The 19,774-nt window shown below is 36.0% G+C and carries 18 protein-coding genes; 11 read left to right on the top strand and 7 right to left on the bottom strand.

What is annotated here, in order from left to right:
* Positions 1 to 9: 9 nt before the first annotated feature.
* Entirely contained in the window at positions 10 to 492 is a 483-nt protein-coding gene (locus M900_RS14295; protein WP_021275485.1) for a hypothetical protein, read from the bottom strand.
* Between the two features lie 89 nt (positions 493 to 581).
* On the opposite strand from M900_RS14295, the gene M900_RS14290 reads away from it, so the two are divergent.
* Complete coding sequence (locus M900_RS14290; RefSeq protein ID WP_021275592.1) at positions 582 to 1,430, top strand: LysR family transcriptional regulator; 849 nt, start codon at positions 582 to 584, stop codon at positions 1,428 to 1,430.
* 15 nt (positions 1,431 to 1,445) lie between these two features.
* Here M900_RS14290 and M900_RS14285 read toward each other — a convergent pair whose 3' ends face one another.
* Positions 1,446 to 1,760, bottom strand: coding sequence for a hypothetical protein (locus M900_RS14285; RefSeq protein ID WP_021275346.1), 315 nt, complete (start codon positions 1,758 to 1,760; stop codon positions 1,446 to 1,448).
* Between the two features lie 134 nt (positions 1,761 to 1,894).
* Between M900_RS14285 and M900_RS14280 the strand changes: the two genes are divergently transcribed.
* The 5 genes from M900_RS14280 (at position 1,895) to M900_RS14260 (ending at position 5,879) form a co-directional block, all read left to right on the top strand.
* Positions 1,895 to 2,248 carry a helix-turn-helix transcriptional regulator gene (locus tag M900_RS14280; RefSeq protein WP_021275397.1) on the top strand — a complete coding sequence of 118 codons (354 nt, stop codon included), beginning with the start codon at positions 1,895 to 1,897 and terminating at the stop codon, positions 2,246 to 2,248.
* Between the two features lie 78 nt (positions 2,249 to 2,326).
* Positions 2,327 to 3,259, top strand: a complete 933-nt coding sequence (locus M900_RS14275; RefSeq protein ID WP_021275331.1) for an ATPase, T2SS/T4P/T4SS family — start codon at positions 2,327 to 2,329, stop codon at positions 3,257 to 3,259.
* 14 nt (positions 3,260 to 3,273) lie between these two features.
* On the top strand, positions 3,274 to 3,690 hold the full coding sequence (locus M900_RS14270) for a GatB/YqeY domain-containing protein (protein ID WP_021275518.1): 417 nt from the start codon (positions 3,274 to 3,276) through the stop codon (positions 3,688 to 3,690).
* A gap of 129 nt (positions 3,691 to 3,819) precedes the next feature.
* A complete protein-coding gene (locus M900_RS14265; RefSeq protein WP_021275571.1) occupies positions 3,820 to 4,866 on the top strand; it encodes a hypothetical protein in 1,047 nt (348 codons plus the stop codon).
* An 8-nt stretch (positions 4,867 to 4,874) separates the two neighbouring features.
* Entirely contained in the window at positions 4,875 to 5,879 is a 1,005-nt protein-coding gene (locus M900_RS14260) for a fatty acid desaturase (protein ID WP_021275421.1), read from the top strand.
* Here M900_RS14260 and M900_RS17395 read toward each other — a convergent pair.
* Complete coding sequence (locus M900_RS17395; RefSeq protein WP_198296020.1) at positions 5,876 to 6,871, bottom strand: SAM-dependent methyltransferase; 996 nt, start codon at positions 6,869 to 6,871, stop codon at positions 5,876 to 5,878. The genes M900_RS14260 and M900_RS17395 overlap by 4 nt on opposite strands.
* A gap of 113 nt (positions 6,872 to 6,984) precedes the next feature.
* Between M900_RS17395 and M900_RS14250 the strand changes: the two genes are divergently transcribed.
* The gene (locus tag M900_RS14250; protein WP_021275399.1) at positions 6,985 to 10,518 is read left to right on the top strand and encodes a hypothetical protein; all 3,534 of its coding nucleotides are present in this window, start codon (positions 6,985 to 6,987) and stop codon (positions 10,516 to 10,518) included.
* Positions 10,519 to 10,553: 35 nt separating this feature from the next.
* Here M900_RS14250 and bfr read toward each other — a convergent pair whose 3' ends face one another.
* The 4 genes from bfr to M900_RS14230 form a co-directional block, all read right to left on the bottom strand.
* Positions 10,554 to 11,027, bottom strand: a complete 474-nt coding sequence (bfr, locus tag M900_RS14245; RefSeq protein WP_021275643.1) for a bacterioferritin — start codon at positions 11,025 to 11,027, stop codon at positions 10,554 to 10,556.
* Between the two features lie 86 nt (positions 11,028 to 11,113).
* On the bottom strand, positions 11,114 to 11,815 hold the full coding sequence (locus M900_RS14240) for an HAD family hydrolase (RefSeq protein WP_021275340.1): 702 nt from the start codon (positions 11,813 to 11,815) through the stop codon (positions 11,114 to 11,116).
* Complete coding sequence (locus M900_RS17390; protein WP_052600829.1) at positions 11,815 to 12,657, bottom strand: hypothetical protein; 843 nt, start codon at positions 12,655 to 12,657, stop codon at positions 11,815 to 11,817. Before M900_RS17390 ends, M900_RS14240 begins: the two co-directional genes overlap by 1 nt.
* 35 nt (positions 12,658 to 12,692) lie before the next feature.
* Positions 12,693 to 15,464, bottom strand: a complete 2,772-nt coding sequence (locus M900_RS14230; protein WP_021275382.1) for a CHASE domain-containing protein — start codon at positions 15,462 to 15,464, stop codon at positions 12,693 to 12,695.
* Positions 15,465 to 15,709: 245 nt separating this feature from the next.
* On the opposite strand from M900_RS14230, the gene M900_RS14225 reads away from it, so the two are divergent.
* The 4 genes from M900_RS14225 to M900_RS14210 all read left to right on the top strand — a co-directional run bounded on the left by M900_RS14225 (position 15,710) and on the right by M900_RS14210 (position 19,771).
* Positions 15,710 to 16,378: a succinate dehydrogenase cytochrome b subunit gene (locus M900_RS14225; protein WP_021275504.1), complete on the top strand. Its 669-nt coding sequence runs from the start codon at positions 15,710 to 15,712 to the stop codon at positions 16,376 to 16,378.
* Positions 16,378 to 18,309, top strand: a complete 1,932-nt coding sequence (locus M900_RS14220) for a fumarate reductase/succinate dehydrogenase flavoprotein subunit (RefSeq protein WP_021275608.1) — start codon at positions 16,378 to 16,380, stop codon at positions 18,307 to 18,309. Before M900_RS14225 ends, M900_RS14220 begins: the two co-directional genes overlap by 1 nt.
* Positions 18,310 to 18,319: 10 nt before the next feature.
* Entirely contained in the window at positions 18,320 to 19,105 is a 786-nt protein-coding gene (locus M900_RS14215; RefSeq protein ID WP_021275630.1) for a succinate dehydrogenase/fumarate reductase iron-sulfur subunit, read from the top strand.
* A gap of 81 nt (positions 19,106 to 19,186) precedes the next feature.
* Positions 19,187 to 19,771 (top strand): redoxin domain-containing protein, encoded by a 585-nt coding sequence (locus tag M900_RS14210; RefSeq protein ID WP_021275422.1) that lies wholly within the window; start codon positions 19,187 to 19,189, stop codon positions 19,769 to 19,771.
* The last annotated feature ends 3 nt before the right edge of the window (positions 19,772 to 19,774 follow it).

The raw sequence follows: 19,774 nt of genomic DNA, 5'->3' as shown, positions 1-19,774 counted from the left end.
TCTCCTTTTTTACTTAATAAGTGATTTACATTCATCTACATTAAGTTCTCCTAAAAATGCTGATCTTCTATGAGTGAATGGGATACCTCTTATTGTTGTAGTAACATCCTCATCTAATGACCTAAAACACTTCTGATCACTGATTGTAAAGCTTTCTGTTAGAGTAACTCTTACTGCAATATTTTCAGTTTCATTTTGAGAATCAATTAATACATCTGGGACAGTAAAATCTTCACAGAGCATTGTTCCCGCAGTGATACAAGGGCCTAGTCCATCTTGATTAGAATGATCAAAGATTGTTGCCCACTTCAAAGATTCTAAAGTAACCTTCAGTTCGGGAAAACCATATCCCACAGCAGAACAGCGAACAGTTTCTGTATTTAACGTAACGGCAGATTGATGTGTTTCATCTAACAATATCCGAGAAAATCTCTCTGATGAAGATGCTTGAAAACTTAAAAACAAACTAAAAAATAACATACTTTTTTTCATAACCCTCTCCTTTTCTGGTGAAAACAAGTTACAAAAATTCATTTATAAAATATAATTATATAAACTAATACTAATCATAGGTTTTTTTTATGTTAGCAAGTCACAATGAAATCATTTATTTTTTGGAAGTAGCGGCAACAGAGAATATCTCGAAAGCAGCAACAAGACTTGGGATCACTCAACCTACACTTACTCAATCAATTAAAAAACTAGAACAAACTCTTGGCCATGAGCTTTTGATTCGTTCAAAAAGTGGGGTTCAACTGACACGAGCCGGCAAGCTCTTCTTAAAGGAATCGAGACAACTAATTGAGCAGTGGGAAAATTTAAAAAAATCTATTAATCAAGAAAATGATGAGATAAGGGGTCAGTATACAATCGGATGCCATCCATCTGTTTCACTTTACACATTGCCTTACATCCTTCCAAACTTATTAAGAAATAGTCCACATCTGGATCTTAAGATCGAACACGCTCTCTCACGTATCATCACAGATGAAGTTATTAGCTATAATATTGATATAGGAATTGTGATCAATCCGATTAAACATCCTGATTTAATCATTAGAAAATTAAAAAATGACAATGTTACACTGTTTAAATCCAAAGGTATGCCTGAGAGTAAAATAAATAAAATTTTAATTTCTGATCCAGACTTAATGCAGTCTCAAACAATTATGTCAAAGCTTAGAAAAACAGAGTATATCGATTATAAACGTCTTTATACGTCTAGCTTAGAAACTGCGACAAAGCTCTGCCTCGAAGGCTGTGGTTATGCGATTTTACCGAGTTTGGTAACAGAAGAAGTTTGTAGTGGTCAATTAGAAAAAGTTAAAAACGCGCCAGTTTTTAAAGATGAGCTATGTTTAATTTATCGAGTTGAAAACAAAAACTCGAAGGCCTTACAAGAAATAGTAAAACATATTACTAAACTGTAGGGCCTTACAGTTTAATCAATCGAGAAAAATAATTCCTAATCCATCTTTTACAATGTAACCAGAGAATGACTCTCCAGCTTTAAGACACTTTCCACTTAACGAGTAATCAAAAACAAGATTATTTTCGATCTCAAATGAATCAAGAGAGCAGAAAACGTGAGGAAAAAGCTCTTCTACCTCAACCTTGTACTGACAGTTAAACTCTCTATTATCAACTGTAGTCGCTGACTCAAGAACTGTACCAAAAATTTGAGCTTCATACTTAGAACAATCAAGTGCAGATATGTTGAGAGAAAATAGCGAAATCATAATTAGAGATAATTTTTTCATTACGTGGCTCCTGATTTTTTTTTGAAAATTATCAGTAATTAATCTGTAAGCCAAATCATATTTTTATTAGGTAAATATTTTTTATCCTACTTATTTTCAGATATTTAGTTATTATTATATATATGGAAACTGATATGATAATCAAAGACATGATAGAAAGTCTGCAAAAGGATGTAAATTCTTACATGCGAATTGAGTCTGCAAGTATTCAAAATCTTCGCGCCGCCATTTATGACTTGGGTTCAAAAATCAATGAGCTAGCAAGTCTTTGTAATGAAATATCTGTGTCGACATCGTCACCGCTCACTCCCAAAGAGCAAGAAGTTCTCTCCTATGTAGCTGGTGGTTTTACAAATAAGGAAATTGCTAGTGCGATGAGAATATCTCCTAAAACAATTGAATATCATCTCACAAGTCTTTTTAAGAAAACAGAGAGTACAAATAGAACAGAATGTCTCGCAAATGCATTAAAAAACAGATGGTTATAATCATCCTAGGAGAACCCCTAGTATCCTTCGATCCAAAAAAAGACGATCATAAAGAATAGCAATAACGGGAGAAACAAAATGAAAGATACAAACTTAGAAAAAGTTCTTGGGAAATTATATTCTATCTTTAACGATCCAAATGTTGATGAGATATTTATCGATTCGTACAAGGATATCTACTACACAGAAAATAGCAAGATTGTTGAGTTAAAAGATATTTTTTCAAATAGAGAAGAATTAGAAAATTTCACTCTATCACTTATTAATTATTTCCAAGTCAAAATCACAGAAGAAACTGAAACGCTCAATTTGAGCTTTGATGATTATCGTAGTGTTAATATCATCTTAAGCACAATTAATAAAACTGGTCCAATTCTTAACTTCATGAAACTTCCACAAAAAACTTTCGGCTGGGAGGATTATTTAAAACATGGAGCAATAGATGAAGAAGGAAAAAATGTTATAGAAGGACTTCTAAAGGAAAATAAGAATATCATTATTGCAGGACCTGTCGGTTCAGGAAAGACAACACTTTTAAATCTTGTCGTAAACTCTATCCCTCTGCCAAATCGTGTCATAACAATCGAAAAAATTAGAAATCTCATTATCGACAGAAAAATGACTGCTCGCCTAATTGCAGAATCTTCAAATTCAAAGGGAGTCAGAAAACTAATCGAAGCTGTAAGAAGAATGAGAGCTGACTATATTGTTCTAGACGATATTCATGGATCAGAAGTCGTGGATTATATAAATCTTATCAATGAGGGACATAGCTCTGTCTCTCTAATTGGTGCGGACAATATCTTTGATGCCCTAAGAAGAATTGAAATTTTTGCACTGAATGATTACAATGCTAAAACACTGGACGATATTAGGTATTCAATCTCCACTGCATTTGATTATATTGTTTTCCAAGAGAAATTAGAAAACGGAAAAAGAAAAGTAACAAAAATTGGAAAAGTTATTTTTGATGGAGAAAAACCAAGTATTGAGTTAGTCTATAACAAATAAAAAAGTGAGTATTTATGTCTGAATTAAAAGATCGCGTAAGTAAAGAAATTATAACAGCAATGAAGGCAAAGGATAAAATTAGACTGAATGTTCTTCGTTATCTTAAAAAATTATTCATTGAAAATGATACGGCAAAGAAGCCTGTACCAGAAATGGATATTGTTATTTCACATGCCAAGAAAATAAAGGATTCTATTTCACTATACCCGGCTGGATCACCACAAGCACTTGAGCTTCAAGAAGAAGTAATAGTGATGGAGGAGTTTCTTCCAAAGCAACTAAGTGAAGAAGAGGTAATTGCAATGATCAATGAGATTAAGGCATCTCAAGAAAAGCCAAATATGGGAAGCGTGATGAAGGAGTTATCGGCGCGAACAAAAGGCCAATTTGATGGCAAAAAAGCAACTGAGCTTGTAAAGGCCAACCTGTAATCACAAAATCAATAACGGGGAAGTATTATATCTATTTTTAGATAGTTACCTCCCCTTTCCTTGTTTATATTTATTACATTTTCAATTACTTACCTTGCATAAAATCCATTAACTTGCTAAACAGCATTTATGAATAAATCACAAGATGAAATTGACTGGTCTGGAATCAAGTTCAAAATTATGAAAGAACTTGGCGAGTGTATCGATATTATTTTCATCAAGGAAAATCGAGAGAATACAAAGAAGAAGATTTTCCTGAAGTCTCACGATCTGGCCGATGGACTTAGTGCAATTACAGAGCTTCTTGAAATTGATAACAATATCAATATTGATCGCTTCCCGATTGTTAAGGCCCATAAGAAACCTTCACAAATAAAGAGACTGATATTGGCCTATAAACATCTCAAGCGTCAGAGTCCTGTCGATTATAATTGGAAAATTAAAAGGAAAGAAATAACTGGTACATCACCAGGACTTGCTTACTTCTATTTTACCAACGAACAGACAACCCTAATAAAAAAGATATGTGAGAAGCGTAATATCAATACAAACACTCTGATTCTTTGGGCGTTAGATAAAGTTGCTGGTGAAATATTTGTGAACCCAACAGAAAAGAAAGTTTGGATGGTGCCAGTTAACATTAGAGACTCATACGAACAGAAATATAAGAAAGGCAATCATGCAACTGCTTTAAGTATTATCACGCAAGGAAATCAAAAGCCAGAAAACATACATAAACAAATAAAAGAGCAGATGAAATCAGGAATAATCTGGGGAGGCAAGATAGTTGCCAATGCGCCAAAGTTAATTGGAGAAAAAAGACTAAGAAAGATTGGGGCCAATGCGAAAAGCCCTTATTTAGGACTTTGCTCAAATCTAGGCGAACAACCTTTTGAAGATTTTAGAATTAAGAATAAAGAGCAATACCAGTGGTTGGTTTTTCCTCCCTCTATTAAATATTGCCCAATTTCAGTGTGTATAATGACATGGGATGGAAGACTTGGTATTTCATGTCAACTTCACCCATCAATAGTCACGAACATAGATGAAACTAAGCAATTTCTTGAAAAAATGTATAATGAAATCTGTGAAGAATTAAATTCGACAACTTCATTAGTAACTACTGTAAAAACAATAAAGTGGGAAGATGTTGAAAAGAATGGAATTACTTATTAGGATAATAAATGAAAGTATATCATGATGTACAAGTTATATGGGATCTTACAAGTGAGTTTAAAAAAGTAAACCCCCTTAGGTTCTACTTCACACTAATTCACTGTGCATTAATTGGCTGGGGTTGCTTTCTCATAGCCGGTTATACCGATGGTTACCTCATGTGGATAAATTATCTTATTTCACTTGTTTTTATCTATAAGGGAACTTTAATGATTCACGAAGTGGCGCACTTTCAAAGAAAAGTTAAAGGTCTAAGAACAACTTATAACATACTCTTCGGATTCATGAATAACTACCCTGCATACCTTTATGATACACACGCCTTCCATCATGGTCGCAATACATTCTCAACTAAGAAAGATCCAGAATACCAATATGTAAAACCAGATAATTTTTTAACTATTATCGCCCCTATTTTTGCATCAGTATTTCTTCCTTTCTTTCAAATTATTAGATTCACCATCATTCCAATAGTCTATCTTTTCACTGGGAAAAAATTTAGAAAGTATATTTATACTAATTTCTCAACGCTCGTATTCGATCTTAAGTACCAAAGACCTTTAAAAAACGATAAAGATCTAAATCAAATGGTAAGAAATGATTTAATGTGTAGCCTCACAACTATTATAGGACTCGCACTTATTCTTACGGGATTATTACCAATGAAACTAATTCCAATGTGGTTTGGAATGGTTTTTACGGCTTCTCTTTTAAATATGTACCGTGCGAAGTTCAACCATGTCTATAATAATAAGGAACGTGCATCTCTTTCTTGGGAAGATCATCTCCTTGATTGCATAACTGTTGATCGTGGTATTTTTACTGAAATTTGGTCTCCAGTGGGACTTCGTTACCACACACTACATCATGTGATGCAAGAGATCCCATTTCACAATCTAAAGAAAGCACATGAACACTTAATGGCCAATTTACCTGCAGACCATATCTACAGGCAGACGGTTGTTCCAAATTTTATGGGTGCAATCAAAAGAAGAAATGCAGTGGCAGTCTAGAATTTAGCGTAAATTAAGTATTCTTTCTTATGTGAAGATAATTGCATCTCAATGACTTCTCTAGCGCCAAAATCAATAAAGAGTTTTTTGTACTCACCCATTTTTTGCAGATGAAACTCATTAACAATTTTAATAGTAAAAAGAATTCCACGGATATCGTGAGCATGCTTCTTTGTTAAACGGAGAACTTCTTTTAAAGATTGCTTTGGGTTAAGGTTAAGATCAACTGTAACCAGTTGAACTGGTGCATCTGGGAGTTTCTCCTGAGACAAATCTTGCACAGGAATTTGTAGATGTTTAAAGTTAGGATTATTAGCACAGCTCTCATCCATTAAAGCTGGATCAACTCCAACAACCTTTAATCCTTTATCTAAGAGATAAGTTGTCGCCCCCCCTGGAGCACTACCATACTCAATAACCAGATCATTAAAATTTAAATTTAGATTAAAAATCTTATCAGCTTCTGCAATTTTTAAATAAGCTCGAGATGGAGCGTTAGGAGGCAACACTATTTCAGTATTCCCGTTTGGATACGGATTAGTCGCATTAGTTACAAATGAAAGACCAATCCAAAACTTTCCAGGACTGATCTCAATAACATTAACGATATACTCGTAAGGTCTCGCTCTATTATTAAGCTGCGAATATGTTGATGCGAGTTTCTCTTCGCCAACAAGTGAAAATGGCTCACCTTTTATATTAAAGTAGTGTACGCCAAACTTTTCCCGAGCAATCAGATCTGTCACCTTGGCAAGATCATCCAACAACAAGTCCTCATCAGTTTTTAGAATATGAATCCCTGATCGCAATGCAAATACTGGACTTTTGTCTGCAAGTATTCTCTCATCGATTTTTTCACCTTTATTTTTGAAGGTAACAAGTCCCTTACCACTAAAGCTTAAAGTGAGATCAGGAAAATACAGACGAATCTCTTCTTTTAAAAGGGATTCATTACCAATAACTGTTGTACAAAAAATAAATTGATCGTTCATTCCCATCTTGTAACACAAAGCTTTCAAGTTAAAAAGCAAAAGGGTCAACTAAATTAAAAACACTTAGATTATTGGAATAAATTCCGATAACTACTTAGTAATCAGGAGAAGAAATGAAACTGTTTGGTTCTATTTTATTATTTTTAACTATTTTAATTAGTTCATGTTCAGCACCTAAAAGTTCTACAAATGCCAAGTTTGGCTTGAGCTTTTTGAATTCAGACTATGATACAGGTGGTCTGATGGTCTTTGGAAAGAACAATCGTACAAATGAATACGTTGGAAAAAACTTAACAGCGGGAGTTAATGAGTTCGAACTCACCAATGGAACCTGGGATTTCATCGCTATTGCTTGGGGATCAGCCTCTAATATTATGGAAGGAACATCTAAATGTGGTCGAGTTGAAGGAGTCAATTTATCAGGAGAAGATACGAGTGTTAATTTTATCCTTACACAAGATCAATGTGAAAAAAATGATGTTTTTGGAAAGAGAGTTACGTTTGAGAGTAATTTTCAAATTGCACCAATAACAATTCTTAACTGCACAAACATCAATGCGGGAGATGACCCCGATATTAACGATATAGCCAAAAAGTGTTTCATGGGCGGAGCAAAGTCTATGAAATTAAAAATACCTGAATTCGATGAGAATGGCTCTGTTTCGACAGCGAATGCATTAAGTTCGCGTTGTTTTGACTTCTCTTCGACACCACAACTTGCAACGACCATAAAAGTTCCAATTTTCAATGACCAAGCTTCTCCCTTACAAGTTATTTATGAAGCGTACACTGGATCTGGTTGCACAGGAAATGTTATAGCTCTTAATTCAAAACAACATAATAAAACTCGTTTAAAATATCAGCCGGCTAATCAGATAAACTATGTCTTTGCACAAGTAGATTATTGTCAGGCAGAAAGAAATACACAAAGCGTTCTATTAAACTCAGTTGGAGGTAGCTACTATATGATCTGTAGCAAGGCCCAATTTATTGAGGCCTTTAGTGCTAGCAATGACACTAATATGTATGTTCTAGCAAAAAACATCGACTTTGAAGGTGAAGAGATGTCTCAACATCTGCTAAATATCGGCTCAGGTGGAGAACTCGTTGGACAAGGTTTTACTCTTTCAAACTTTACACTTACTTCTACTGGACCAGTTGAAAACCAAGCACTATTTAAAACTGTCGCAGGAACAATTCGTGAACTAAATATCACGGATGTAACAGCTGATTATGACTTCACAGTTGTCACAACTCAAGGGGCAGGTATATTAATAGGTCAAAGTACTGCCGCGGCACAATTTGAAAAAATCTCAATGGCCAGAGTTACACTTGATGTAACTATTGACACTAATATGGACGGTTTTGGAATTTTTTGTGGTATCTGTCAAAATCATACAGGGCTTAGTGATATCAAAATCGATGCATCCCAAATTCTGCTTTCTGGAAATTCGACACCAACACTTACCGGCGTTGGATTTATTGCAGGACAGTTTGCAGGAAACCTCTCTACATCATCAGTAACAAACTCTTCAATTTTAGCAAACGACTCCTTTACACTAGTTTCAAAAGTTGGAGGCGTACTCGGATTCAACTCTGCTTCAAGTTTTGTCAGCGATATAAATGTCGAAACTGTATCAATAAAGATACAAAGCCCCTCTCAATCGATTGGCGGATTTGTTGGCTTTGCCAGCGAGCTAAACAACTTTATGCGAACATATATTAACGCATCAATCGAAGTTCCAGCGGGGGCTACTCAACCAGATATTGGTGGCGCAATTGGAAAACTAACTTCAGCCGGCGCTCCTATTATCACGTCAATAAATACAAAAATTTCCATAACTGGAGGAGCAAAACCAGCAGGAGGAATAGTTGGAACAGACCTTGGTACAGGGACAGTATACACATTTGTAAATGCTGATACTAATCTCTCAGGAGAAGGAACATGCGGCGGGATTGTTGGTAATGGCTCAGGAGCATCATATATAAAATACGCAAGAACAAGAGGTGTGATAAATTGCCCGACAGCGAGTATCGGCGGAATTGCGGGCACCACAGGGGCTACACTAGTTTCGGTACACTCTAAGTCTGATCTTACAAACACTTCAAGTGCAGGTAGTGGAGGGTTAGTTGGAAATGCGACAAGTGGTTCTATTTCAGACTCGATGTTTACAGGATCTATATCATTTGCAAATAACGTCAACAATGGCCTATTCGTAGGAACAACTACAGGTATCAGCATAAGTAATATTGTCTCAACTGCAGATAACTTGGCAGGAGGTTATGATGTCGCAGGATCAGCAAGTACTGGAAACACTACAGTATCCGCGAATTGCTACTTTATGAATCAAGCATCAATTGCATCAGGAACATCATGCCAGGGTTATGGCACTACCCTAGCATTAGTATCTGACTTTAATACTGGATCACCAGATCCAACTTACTGGAAAACTGCTTCCGGTGTTATTCCTCAACTCCATTCTGATCTTCTTCAGGAATTATTTCCAAATTCCGCTGGAGCAATAATTAAGCCTTACTCAATAACAGGTGTCGATCGATGGAATGCAATAGCAAATGTGATGAATATCGACGTGAACTCACATCTTCCATACAGTAGCTTCCTTCTCACTGGAACTATTGACTTTGCTAATGACTCCTCATTATTTCATCAGTGGCCAGTATTACGTGGAAGATTCAATGGAAATAATCAAATAATTAGAAACATCTCGTACGACTCCGGTTCTTATGGAAGTGGTCTTTTTGGGACAATATATGAGGGTTCAATTGTTAACGGTGACAATATTAAAGGAAAGTTAATTCTTGAAAATATTAATTTTCAATCAAGCTCAACATCATCTCCAATGGGAATTCTTGCGAGTCAAGTAAGTTTAACTGCTGGTGAGTCTTTAATTGCGAACATCATTTTAAAAAACTCATCTGTATCTTCAAATACTGCAATTAATGGAACTGGCTTAATAGGAGCTATCTCCGCTGACCCCTCAAGTAATATCTACATATCTGACATAAAAATTATTAATTCTACTTTCACTTCATCAGCATCAGATAACCTAGGTGCAATTACCGGTAACTTCAACGCAGGAACAACTCCTTCAGCCCCTAATCTTCAAAATATATTTATTGATTCATCATCACTTATAGATGGTTCAGGACAAAATTATGTAGGCGGAATTATTGGAACAGGAACAGGGCTGATTGGGTTTGGTCTAATCAGTGAAGCAGAAGTAAGAGGAGCTGAATATGTTGGAGGAGCTTTTGGATATCTTAGCAATACTTCTGTTATCCAAACATCAATAATCTCTGCTATTATAACTTCAGCAGGAACAAACGTAAGTGGAATAGTTGGAGGATGTGCAACATCATCAGTAATGAATTCCTATACAACTTCAACCTTAAACGGAGGAGCCACACATGTCGTCGGCACTGGTTGTACCGCTTCAAGTTCCTTTTCTACTTCTTCCGGAAGAGTTCACAATACGAGCAGTAGTGTTTCTGCAGAGACAGTAAGTCAGATACAGAGTGATTATTCGCTTTTTATATCAAATTTAAATGATAGTACCTTTGCCTTTTATTACGATTTTGGTAATATCCCTCGTCTTAGACTAGAGGAACACTTAAGATCATTATAAATAAAAACAGCTCCGAAAGGAGCTGCTTATATTTTCTATGGTTGGCTAGCTGATTGTAAGTATCTCTCAATACCAATCTTATCAATAAGACCTAACTGAGTTTCAAGCCAGTTAATGTGATCTTCTTCAGTATCTTTTAAAAGAGTCATAATAATTTCACGTGTTCCAAAATCTTTTTCAGCTTCACATGTTGCAATAACTTCTTTAAGTAATTTACTATTTTCATATTCGTAATTGAGTTCAACTTGAATCATCTCTTTTACATCAGTTGTTAAAGTATACGGAGCTCGCGTTCCGAGTTCAGGCATACCTTCAAGAAAAAGAATCCTCTCCATTAAAAGAGAAGCGTGTCCTGTCTCATCAGTCATTTCATGATTAATTCTTTCAAATAATTTTGTGAGACCATAATCTTGGTAGATTCTTGAATGAAGGAAGTAAATATCCATAGCTGTTAGTTCTTGAGTAAGTAACTGGTTAAGCTTTGATATAATTGTCTTATTACCTTTCATGATTTATCCTTTTTTTATTTAAAGACATTATACTTAATTCCCAATTATTTTCAATCTAAAACTCTGTCAGGAACTAATTCAACAGCTTACTCTTTAATTTTAGAAAGAAATTCTTTCATTGATGAGAGCTCAATAAAAGTAGACTTGTCTACTTGATCATCGGCAACAAGTTCATGGGCCCATGGTTGCTCACATGGTATGTAAATAGCTCTTCCCCCGATCTCGACAACGGGAAGAATATCTGACTTCAAGGAATTTCCAATCATGATGAATTCCTCAGGCTTTACTTGGAGTTTATCAATAATCTTTGAATATGTTTCGGGTTTCTTATCATTCACAACATGAATCGAATCAAAGAAGTCACCCATTCCACTACGAGCAACTTTACTCTCTTGATCAAGAAGGTCACCTTTAGTGATACAGATAACTTTGAACCTCGATGATAAATAGTCTAAGGTTTCTGGCACTTGGTCATAGAGATCAATTTTATAAGAAAGAATTTCTTTGCCCATATTAATAAGCTTTTGAATATCTTCACCAGCAATTTCATATTTTGTCAGCTCAAGAGCTGTTTCGATCATTGCTAACATAAAACCTTTAGCGCCATAACCAAAGAGATGAAGGTTTTTCACTTCATTTTCATATAAAGCTTTTTGCACATCCCTTGGACCCAGATACTTTTCTAAAATTTGCTCAAACTTAGCTTCCGCACTTCTAAAGAAGGGCTCGTTTACCCACAATGTATCATCTGCATCGAAAGCAATAACTTTTATATTTTCTAAAATCATTAATTATCTTCCCTTGGTACATACCAACAGCGAGGTCTTAGGCCTAAGAAATCCCCTCCGGGCACAGAGCAATTCCCTTTATTATAAAGGGCCATATCATTTAAGTCTGAATAGTCTTTTGGACATAAAGATCCAGCAAAAGCTGTGTCTATTCGACACTGCTCTGTCGGATAGCCATTAAATAGTATCAAACGTCTAACATATGGGTCAGGAGTATCAAACTGAGGGACTGATTTTAATCCAGACAATTTTGCAATTGTTGTAGAAAGAGATTCAATCGCTCTAGACGCTCTAAGACATACTTTATAATCATGACTTTTCTTATCATAACTTTCTTCACATTTAGAAAGAGCAAGTGGATCATAATCATCTTTAGAGCTAATTGAAATTTTTTCGTTGCTCATTAATTTTTTAAAACATTTTGAAGTTGAAAAATAATCTGCCTGCCCTTCTGAGCTTGCATCATTCAAAGGCTTGTATGTCGGTGCCCCTCCAATGAGGTGTCCAACTTCGTGACAAAGAACAAGTAAAAAGCCATCATCAGTCAAGGGTTCAAAACGAGCAAGACCTCCATAAACGATCATCTCAAAGTTTCCGTTTTTCTTTCTCGTAGCTGCATTTACTTGAGAATTTTCCCATTCTCTAAATACATTAAAATTCTTAGCACCATAAAGCTTAAAAATGTCTTGATAAGAGAGTATTACTTTATCGATGAGAGAATGAAAACGCTCCTCACTCATGTTAAGTGACTTGGACTCAGTGATTGGAGCTCGAATATTTGACTTAGGCAATATATTAGCAAAACAATAAAGCTGTAACAGGACAATAGTTAAAATTCTCATCCCCTAGAAATAGCACAGGAATGTCCTTCTGTTAACTATTTATCGTAGTCCCCCATAAGAGACTTACTCAATACTCTTCTAAGCTCGTGAATTTTGATCGGCTTTTCAATAAAGTCTTTCATCCCATAGTCCATGCATCTATCACGATCTTCTTTAAAAACATTTGCAGTCATTGCAATAATCGGAGTATTTTTATTTATGCCCTCAGCAAGTATTTCTTTAGTCGCTTCGTAACCGTCAACCTCTGGCATTTGAATATCCATGAAAATCAAATCATAGTTATTAGTCTGTGACATCTTTATGGCTTCTGCACCATTATTTGCAATATCAATATCAATTTCAAATTTCTTCATTAGAGAAGTGACGACCTTTTGATTGATATGATTATCCTCAGCAACGAGAACTTTCAAAAACCTAAACGCTTGTTTATCAGCTATAAAGTTTTGCTCCGATTTAGCATCAATGCTTTGTAATTCTTCGACTGTTAAATCAAATTGAAAACTTGATCCGATATCAACCTGACTCTCAACTGAGATATGACCCCCAAGAAGGTTTGCTAATTTCTGGCATATAACGAGACCTAGTCCAGAACCTCCAAATTTACGGGTAATAGAACTGTCAGCTTGAGTAAATGGGTTAAAGAGATTGTGAATAATTTCAGCATCGATACCAATTCCGCTATCTTTAACCAGAATACAAATATTTTTCAAATTATTCTCTGTAGTACTAGCTGAAACTTGTACTAGAATATTTCCTTTCTCAGTAAATTTGATTGCATTACTTAGTAAGTTAGTCAGAATTTGTGAGATCCGAACTGAGTCACTTTTAATAAAGCGAGGACAACTTGGCTCGATATATAATTTGAGAGATACGCCTTTTTCTTCGGCCTTACCTCTAAATAAAGCAAAAGTCCCCTCTATGTTCTTCCTAAAATCAAATCCATGTAGCTCTACAGACATCTTACCTGCTTCAATTTTTGAGAAGTCTAAAATATCATTAATGATGGTATATAAGCTCTCAGAAGCGATTTTTACGATCTCTAGACTGTTCTTCTGTTTCTCAGAGAGAGGATCTTCATCAATTGTATTTATCATTCCTAGGATCCCATTGAGAGGAGTTCTAATCTCATGAGACATATTTGCCAGAAATTCAGACTTATACTTAGACATTTGTTCAATCTTCAAGTTAGATTCTCTAAGATCATCATTCATTGACTTTAGAGCAAGAGTCTTGTCCCTAACTTCTTGACCAATTTTTTCAGTTTGACCACTAACGATTAATAAAATTACTCCTAGTAAACTTGAAAAGAAAAGTGATGATGTCAATAAAAACCATACTCCCCAGTTCTTATTGCGGCTAGCATACGCTCTTGTTTTTAAAGATTTGAATGTCCAAGACTTTTTTCCTATTTCAAATCGATATGTATTCTCAAGTAAGATATCCTTGGACAAATCTAAGTTTTGATTAAAAGACTTTACTACAAAGTCAGGATCATTCGTACCTGATTCGTCTTGTGTAAGAATATACTCAACTCCACTGAGGTCAATTTCGGACAAGGCAGAGCGTAATATATCCTTTATTTTGAATACACCATTAACATAACCAATAAATTCAAAACTTGACTTATAATAAACAGGGACAAAAAGTATAATAGCCGGGACTCGCTCATTGTCTTGAACAAGTTTAATCAACTGAGTTGAAACTATTTCATTATTTGTTTTTGCATATTCCAAAGCATCTTGTCTCTTCTCATCAGAGCCTAAGTTGTAACCAAGGACAACCTCATTCCCTTCATATGGTTGAACGTATGACACTGGGAAGTAGAAATCTCTGTTTGAATCTTTAACAAGTTTTCCAGCGACCCTCTTTGTAAAAAAAACCTCTCGACCATAATTATCACTGATTTGTTTTTCTACTCTTGATCTATCTTTATGCTGAACAACAGGGATCCACTCTAGCGCCTGAATTCCTTTCTCTCGCTTAAAAAAGAATCTTGTAAAATCACGAAAGTCTTCATGTGTCACATCTTCAGAACTTTCATAAAAAGCTTTAATTGACATCAAAATATCAGTGTAGTTTTTAATAGAATATTGTATTGCCCGTTCAACCTCATACGATTTTGAGTTAAACTCCTTTCTCTCTACTTCGAGTGCACTAAAAGATGACTTAATATAAATAAATACAGACACCACGAATGCAAGAAATAACGGGATACCTACAGCAAAAATACGGGACCGGTTTGTTCGATAATTATTAAAAAGTAAAAGCGTGATAGGAGAAAAAGTTAAAACACCAAGCGTATCACCAGCCCACCACGTGAACCAGTTTCTTGAAAATTCATCAAGTGTAATAAATTCAAAAGCAAAAAGACCAAAAGTTCCAAAACTGGCACTTAGGATACATCCACAGAACCCCCCCAATATGATCACGCCAATTATTTCTCTCAAGTTTATTAAATCTTTGATTCTAATTTTCCAAATATCTAATAAAGTTATCGCAATTACAGGGTGAGAAACTGCACCAAGTCCTATTACAGCAGGAAGCATAACCTGACTAAGTGTTACATTCTCGAAGCTTAAGAGAACTGTAACAAAATTAAGCAAGTAGGAACCTAGAAAAACTCCAGGAGCAACTCTCATCCCAAACTGGACCATGAATGCAAATGCAATTCCAGCAGAAGGCCAAACCGCAGTAGCGTACCCAGGAGGGATTGCCAATAATACCGCTAGGCGTCCGAACACAAAATAAAGACACGCGACAGTAATATTTAACAGTAAGAAGTTTTTTAATGTTCTTTCTTCAAGCATTAACAAGATAAATCCATTTTTTTTATAAATAATTAATTCACGAATCGGGTTAAATAATCAATTACTTAAGATTAAAGCCCCTTCTTTATCTACATGGAAGGTTATTTATTTAAATAGGCTAAATTTTGTCTTACTTTAGTAACGCATTTGCCTAAGAAAAATCGCTTAACCATTCATAATTATAGGTCTATACTTAAGCATATTTCATTTTTTTTAAATATTAATTCACAAGGGGAAACAGACCTATGTCTTTACGTTTTTACTTAAATTCTTCAGTGATGAAGAAACAGGTAATGGGAATTACTGGACTAATGCTGTGTGGTTTTTTACTTTCACACTTAGCTGGTAACTGTCTCATTTATGTTGGATCAGATGCATTTAACAAGTATGCACATGCTCTTATTACTAACCCATTGATCTACGTTGCAGAATTTATTCTTGCATCGATCTTCTTAACGCACATTGGACTTGCGCTTAAGCTTACAATCGAGAACAAGGCAGCAAGACCACAAAATTATTACATCAAACAAAAGACAGGACGTGGAGCGACTTTCGCTTCTTCAACAATGCCATACACTGGTATCATCATTCTTGCTTTCTTAGTATTCCACCTTATCAACTTTAAATTTGGGCCAGTTTATACTGCAACTGTTGGTGGTGTTGAAATGAGAGATCTATACAAGACTGTTGTTGAGTATTTCATATCTCCAGTAAACGTTGCTTGGTATATCTTTTGTATGATCGCACTAGGAATTCACGTTAGTCACGGCTTCTGGTCAGCTTTTCAATCAATTGGTTTTAACCACCCAAAATACAACTGTTTAATCAAATGTGCATCTAAGGCATTTGGTGTTTTAGTAACTCTTGGTTACTCTGCACTGCCTATTTTTTGCCACCTTCAAGGAGTTAAATAATGACTGACATTAAAAAACTTGATGGCAAAGTTCCTCAAGGAGATATTAGAACATTATGGGATAACCACCGTTTCAATATGAAACTTGTTAACCCTGCTAATAAGAGAAAATTTGAAGTAATCGTCGTTGGATCTGGTCTTGCTGGAGCATCTGCTTCTGCAACTCTTGCAGAGCTTGGTTACAAAGTTTCTTGTTTCTGTATTCAAGACTCTCCAAGAAGAGCTCACTCGATTGCAGCTCAAGGTGGTGTTAACGCTGCTAAGAACTACCCTAACGATGGTGACTCAGTTTGGAGACTTTTCTATGACACTGTAAAAGGTGGAGACTATAGAGCAAGAGAAGCAAACGTTTATCGTCTCGCTCAAGTTTCAAATAACATTATTGACCAGTGTGCTGCTCAAGGTGTTCCTTTCGCACGTGAGTACGGTGGGACTCTTTCTAACCGTTCGTTTGGTGGAGCACAGGTTTCAAGAACTTTCTATGCTAGAGGACAAACTGGTCAACAGTTACTTCTAGGTGCTTACTCTGCTCTTCAAAAAGAAGTTGGTAAGGGTAAAGTAAAAATGTACACAAGAAGAGAGATGGTTGAGCTTGTTACTGTTGAAGGTAAAGCTCGTGGTATCATCACAAGAAATATTATCACTGGTGAATTCGAAAAATTCTCTGCTGATGCTGTACTTCTTTGTACTGGTGGATACGGAAACGTATTCTTCCTTTCAACAAACGCAATGGCCTCAAACGGCTCAGCAGCTTGGAAAGCTTATAAGAAAGGTGCGATGTTTGCTAACCCTTGTTATACGCAAATTCACCCAACTTGTATTCCAGTTCACGGAGACTTCCAGTCTAAGCTTACGCTTATGTCTGAGTCACTAAGAAACGATGGACGTGTTTGGGTTCCAAAGGCTCAAGGTGATAAGAGAGCTCCAAATGAGATTCCAGAGGAAGAAAGAGATTACTACCTAGAGAGGAAGTATCCATCTTTTGGTAACCTTGTTCCACGTGACGTTGCTTCAAGAAACGCAAAAGAAGCAGTAGACGAAGGGAAAGGTGTTGGTAGCACTGGTGTAGCAGTTTATCTTGATTTCGCAGCAGCGATTCAGAGAGACGGTGAAGCAGCTATTAAAGAAAGATACGGTAACCTTTTTGATATGTACGAAAGAATTACTGATGATAACCCTTACAAAGTTCCAATGAGAATTTACCCAGCGGTTCACTATACAATGGGTGGTCTATGGGTTGACTATAACCTGATGACAACTGTTCCAGGTTGTTTCGCTCTTGGTGAAGCAAACTTCTCGGATCACGGAGCAAACAGACTTGGGGCTTCAGCTCTTATGCAAGGTCTTGCTGATGGTTACTTCGTAATTCCATACACTCTTGGTAACTACTTTGTAGAAGAAAAGATGATGGGTAAAAAAGTTGGAACTGATCACCCTGAATTTGATAAGGCACTAAACGCATCTAAAGAAAGATTCTCAAAACTTCTTTCTATCAACGGTACAAGATCTGTAGATACATTCCACAGAGAGCTTGGAAATATCATGTGGGAATACGTTGGAATGGCAAGAAATGAAGAAGGGTTAAAGAAAGCAATCGCTGCAATCAAAAACCTTCGTTCAGAATTCTGGAAAGATGTTAAAGTTACTGGTACTGCAGAAGGAATCAACGTTGAACTTGAAAAAGCAAATCGCGTAGCTGACTTCTTAGAACTTGGTGAGCTAATGGCAAGAGATGCATTAATGAGACCAGAGTCTTGTGGTGGTCACTTCAGAGAAGAGTCACAAACAGATGAAAACGAAGCAAAGAGAAATGACGAGCAATACTGTCATGTTGCTGCTTGGGAATACACTGGTGACGAAGCTGAGCCAATTAGAAATATTGAAGAGCTACAGTTTACAAACGTTGCTCTAACTCAAAGATCTTACAAGTAAGAGGTAGAAGATGGGAAATACTCACGATAAAGGTTTAACGCTTCACTTAAAAGTTTGGCGTCAAAAAAATAATAAAGAAAAAGGTAGAATGGAAGACTATACAATTGAAGGTGTATCAACAGATGCATCTTTTCTTGAAATGCTTGACGTTCTTAACGAGCAACTTGTTGCAAAAGGTGTTGATCCAGTAGCGTTTGACCATGACTGTAGAGAAGGTATCTGCGGGATGTGTTCTCTAATGATTAACGGTCAAGCTCACGGACCAGAGTCTGAAACAACAACTTGTCAGCTACACATGAGAAAGTTTCACGATGGTGATACTATCGTTATCGAGCCATGGAGAGCGAAAGCATTCCCTGTGCACAAGGATCTTATGGTAGATAGATCAGCTCTTGATGATATCATCGCTGCAGGTGGTTTCGTTTCTGTTAATACAGGTAACGCACAAGATGCTAACTCAATTCTAGTTTCAAAAGAAAACGCTGACCTTGCAATGGATGCAGCTGCTTGTATCGGTTGTGGTGCGTGTGTTGCTTCATGTAAGAATGCTTCTGCAATGCTATTTGTTTCTGCAAAAGTATCTCAACTTGCTCTTTTACCACAAGGTAAAGAAGAAGCTGCTCAACGTGTTCAAAACATGGTTAAGAAAATGGATGACCTTGGATTTGGTAACTGTACTAACGAAGCTGAATGTGAAGCATCATGCCCGAAAGGAATTGATATCTCTAATATCGCAAGAATGAATAGAGAATTCTTAAAAGCTGCTGTTACGTCAAAAACAAAACCAACTGTTTAATTTTTTAAAGTTAACAAAAAATTAACATATAAAAGGCCTAGCAATTATTTGCTAGGCTTTTTTATATGCTATGATTTCTATATGAAGATAATAATAACACTACTACTCTCTTTTAAAATAATGGCCATCTCTCCTGGCGATAATGCTCCAGACTTCACTGTTTTAAACGATCAGGGAAAACTGGTTTCACTTAAAGAATATCGCGGAAAAAAAGTCATTCTTGAATGGTATAACCATGGTTGCCCATTTGTTAGAAAGCATTACGACTCTAGTAATATGCAAGAGACACAGAAATTTGCAATATCTAAAGGTTTTATATGGCTATCTATCAATTCTTCAAACATAGACAAGCAAGGATATATCCCAAATGCGGCTTATGCACATGACCGCTTAAAATATGAGAGGTCGAACGCAAATGCCATGCTAATTGATACAGATGGAAAAGTAGGAAGGCTTTATAATGCGAAGACGACACCAGAGATTTTTATAATCTCTGAAACTGGTAAAATTCTTTATATGGGTGCCATCGATAGCATTGCCAGTGCAGATAAGGATGATATAAAGTCTGCCGAGAACTACGTAAAGAGTGCGATAAAAGATCTTGCTCAAGGAAACGAAGTCAGAGTTAAAAGAACCAAACCTTACGGATGCTCAGTAAAATACTGAGTA

It is taken from the genome of Bacteriovorax sp. Seq25_V (genome assembly GCF_000447795.1).
In the GTDB taxonomy this organism is placed as follows: Bacteria; Bdellovibrionota; Bacteriovoracia; order Bacteriovoracales; family Bacteriovoracaceae; genus Halobacteriovorax_A.
The sequence above is the reverse complement of the archived record's forward strand: the minus strand, read 5'-3'. Positions and strand labels throughout refer to the sequence as shown.

Coding starts and splice junctions, on each gene's coding strand:
- M900_RS14280 (WP_021275397.1), top strand. CDS start 1,895: ATGATAATCAAAGACATGATAGAAAGTCTGCAAAAGGATGTAAATTCT.
- M900_RS14210 (WP_021275422.1), top strand. CDS start 19,187: ATGAAGATAATAATAACACTACTACTCTCTTTTAAAATAATGGCCATC.
- M900_RS14285 (WP_021275346.1), bottom strand. CDS start 1,760: ATGAAAAAATTATCTCTAATTATGATTTCGCTATTTTCTCTCAACATA.
- M900_RS17390 (WP_052600829.1), bottom strand. CDS start 12,657: ATGAGAATTTTAACTATTGTCCTGTTACAGCTTTATTGTTTTGCTAAT.
- M900_RS14295 (WP_021275485.1), bottom strand. CDS start 492: ATGAAAAAAAGTATGTTATTTTTTAGTTTGTTTTTAAGTTTTCAAGCA.
- M900_RS14275 (WP_021275331.1), top strand. CDS start 2,327: ATGAAAGATACAAACTTAGAAAAAGTTCTTGGGAAATTATATTCTATC.
- M900_RS14260 (WP_021275421.1), top strand. CDS start 4,875: ATGAAAGTATATCATGATGTACAAGTTATATGGGATCTTACAAGTGAG.
- M900_RS14215 (WP_021275630.1), top strand. CDS start 18,320: ATGGGAAATACTCACGATAAAGGTTTAACGCTTCACTTAAAAGTTTGG.
- bfr (WP_021275643.1), bottom strand. CDS start 11,027: ATGAAAGGTAATAAGACAATTATATCAAAGCTTAACCAGTTACTTACT.
- M900_RS14220 (WP_021275608.1), top strand. CDS start 16,378: ATGACTGACATTAAAAAACTTGATGGCAAAGTTCCTCAAGGAGATATT.
- M900_RS14265 (WP_021275571.1), top strand. CDS start 3,820: ATGAATAAATCACAAGATGAAATTGACTGGTCTGGAATCAAGTTCAAA.
- M900_RS14250 (WP_021275399.1), top strand. CDS start 6,985: ATGAAACTGTTTGGTTCTATTTTATTATTTTTAACTATTTTAATTAGT.
- M900_RS14270 (WP_021275518.1), top strand. CDS start 3,274: ATGTCTGAATTAAAAGATCGCGTAAGTAAAGAAATTATAACAGCAATG.
- M900_RS17395 (WP_198296020.1), bottom strand. CDS start 6,871: ATGAACGATCAATTTATTTTTTGTACAACAGTTATTGGTAATGAATCC.
- M900_RS14290 (WP_021275592.1), top strand. CDS start 582: ATGTTAGCAAGTCACAATGAAATCATTTATTTTTTGGAAGTAGCGGCA.
- M900_RS14225 (WP_021275504.1), top strand. CDS start 15,710: ATGTCTTTACGTTTTTACTTAAATTCTTCAGTGATGAAGAAACAGGTA.
- M900_RS14230 (WP_021275382.1), bottom strand. CDS start 15,464: ATGCTTGAAGAAAGAACATTAAAAAACTTCTTACTGTTAAATATTACT.
- M900_RS14240 (WP_021275340.1), bottom strand. CDS start 11,815: ATGATTTTAGAAAATATAAAAGTTATTGCTTTCGATGCAGATGATACA.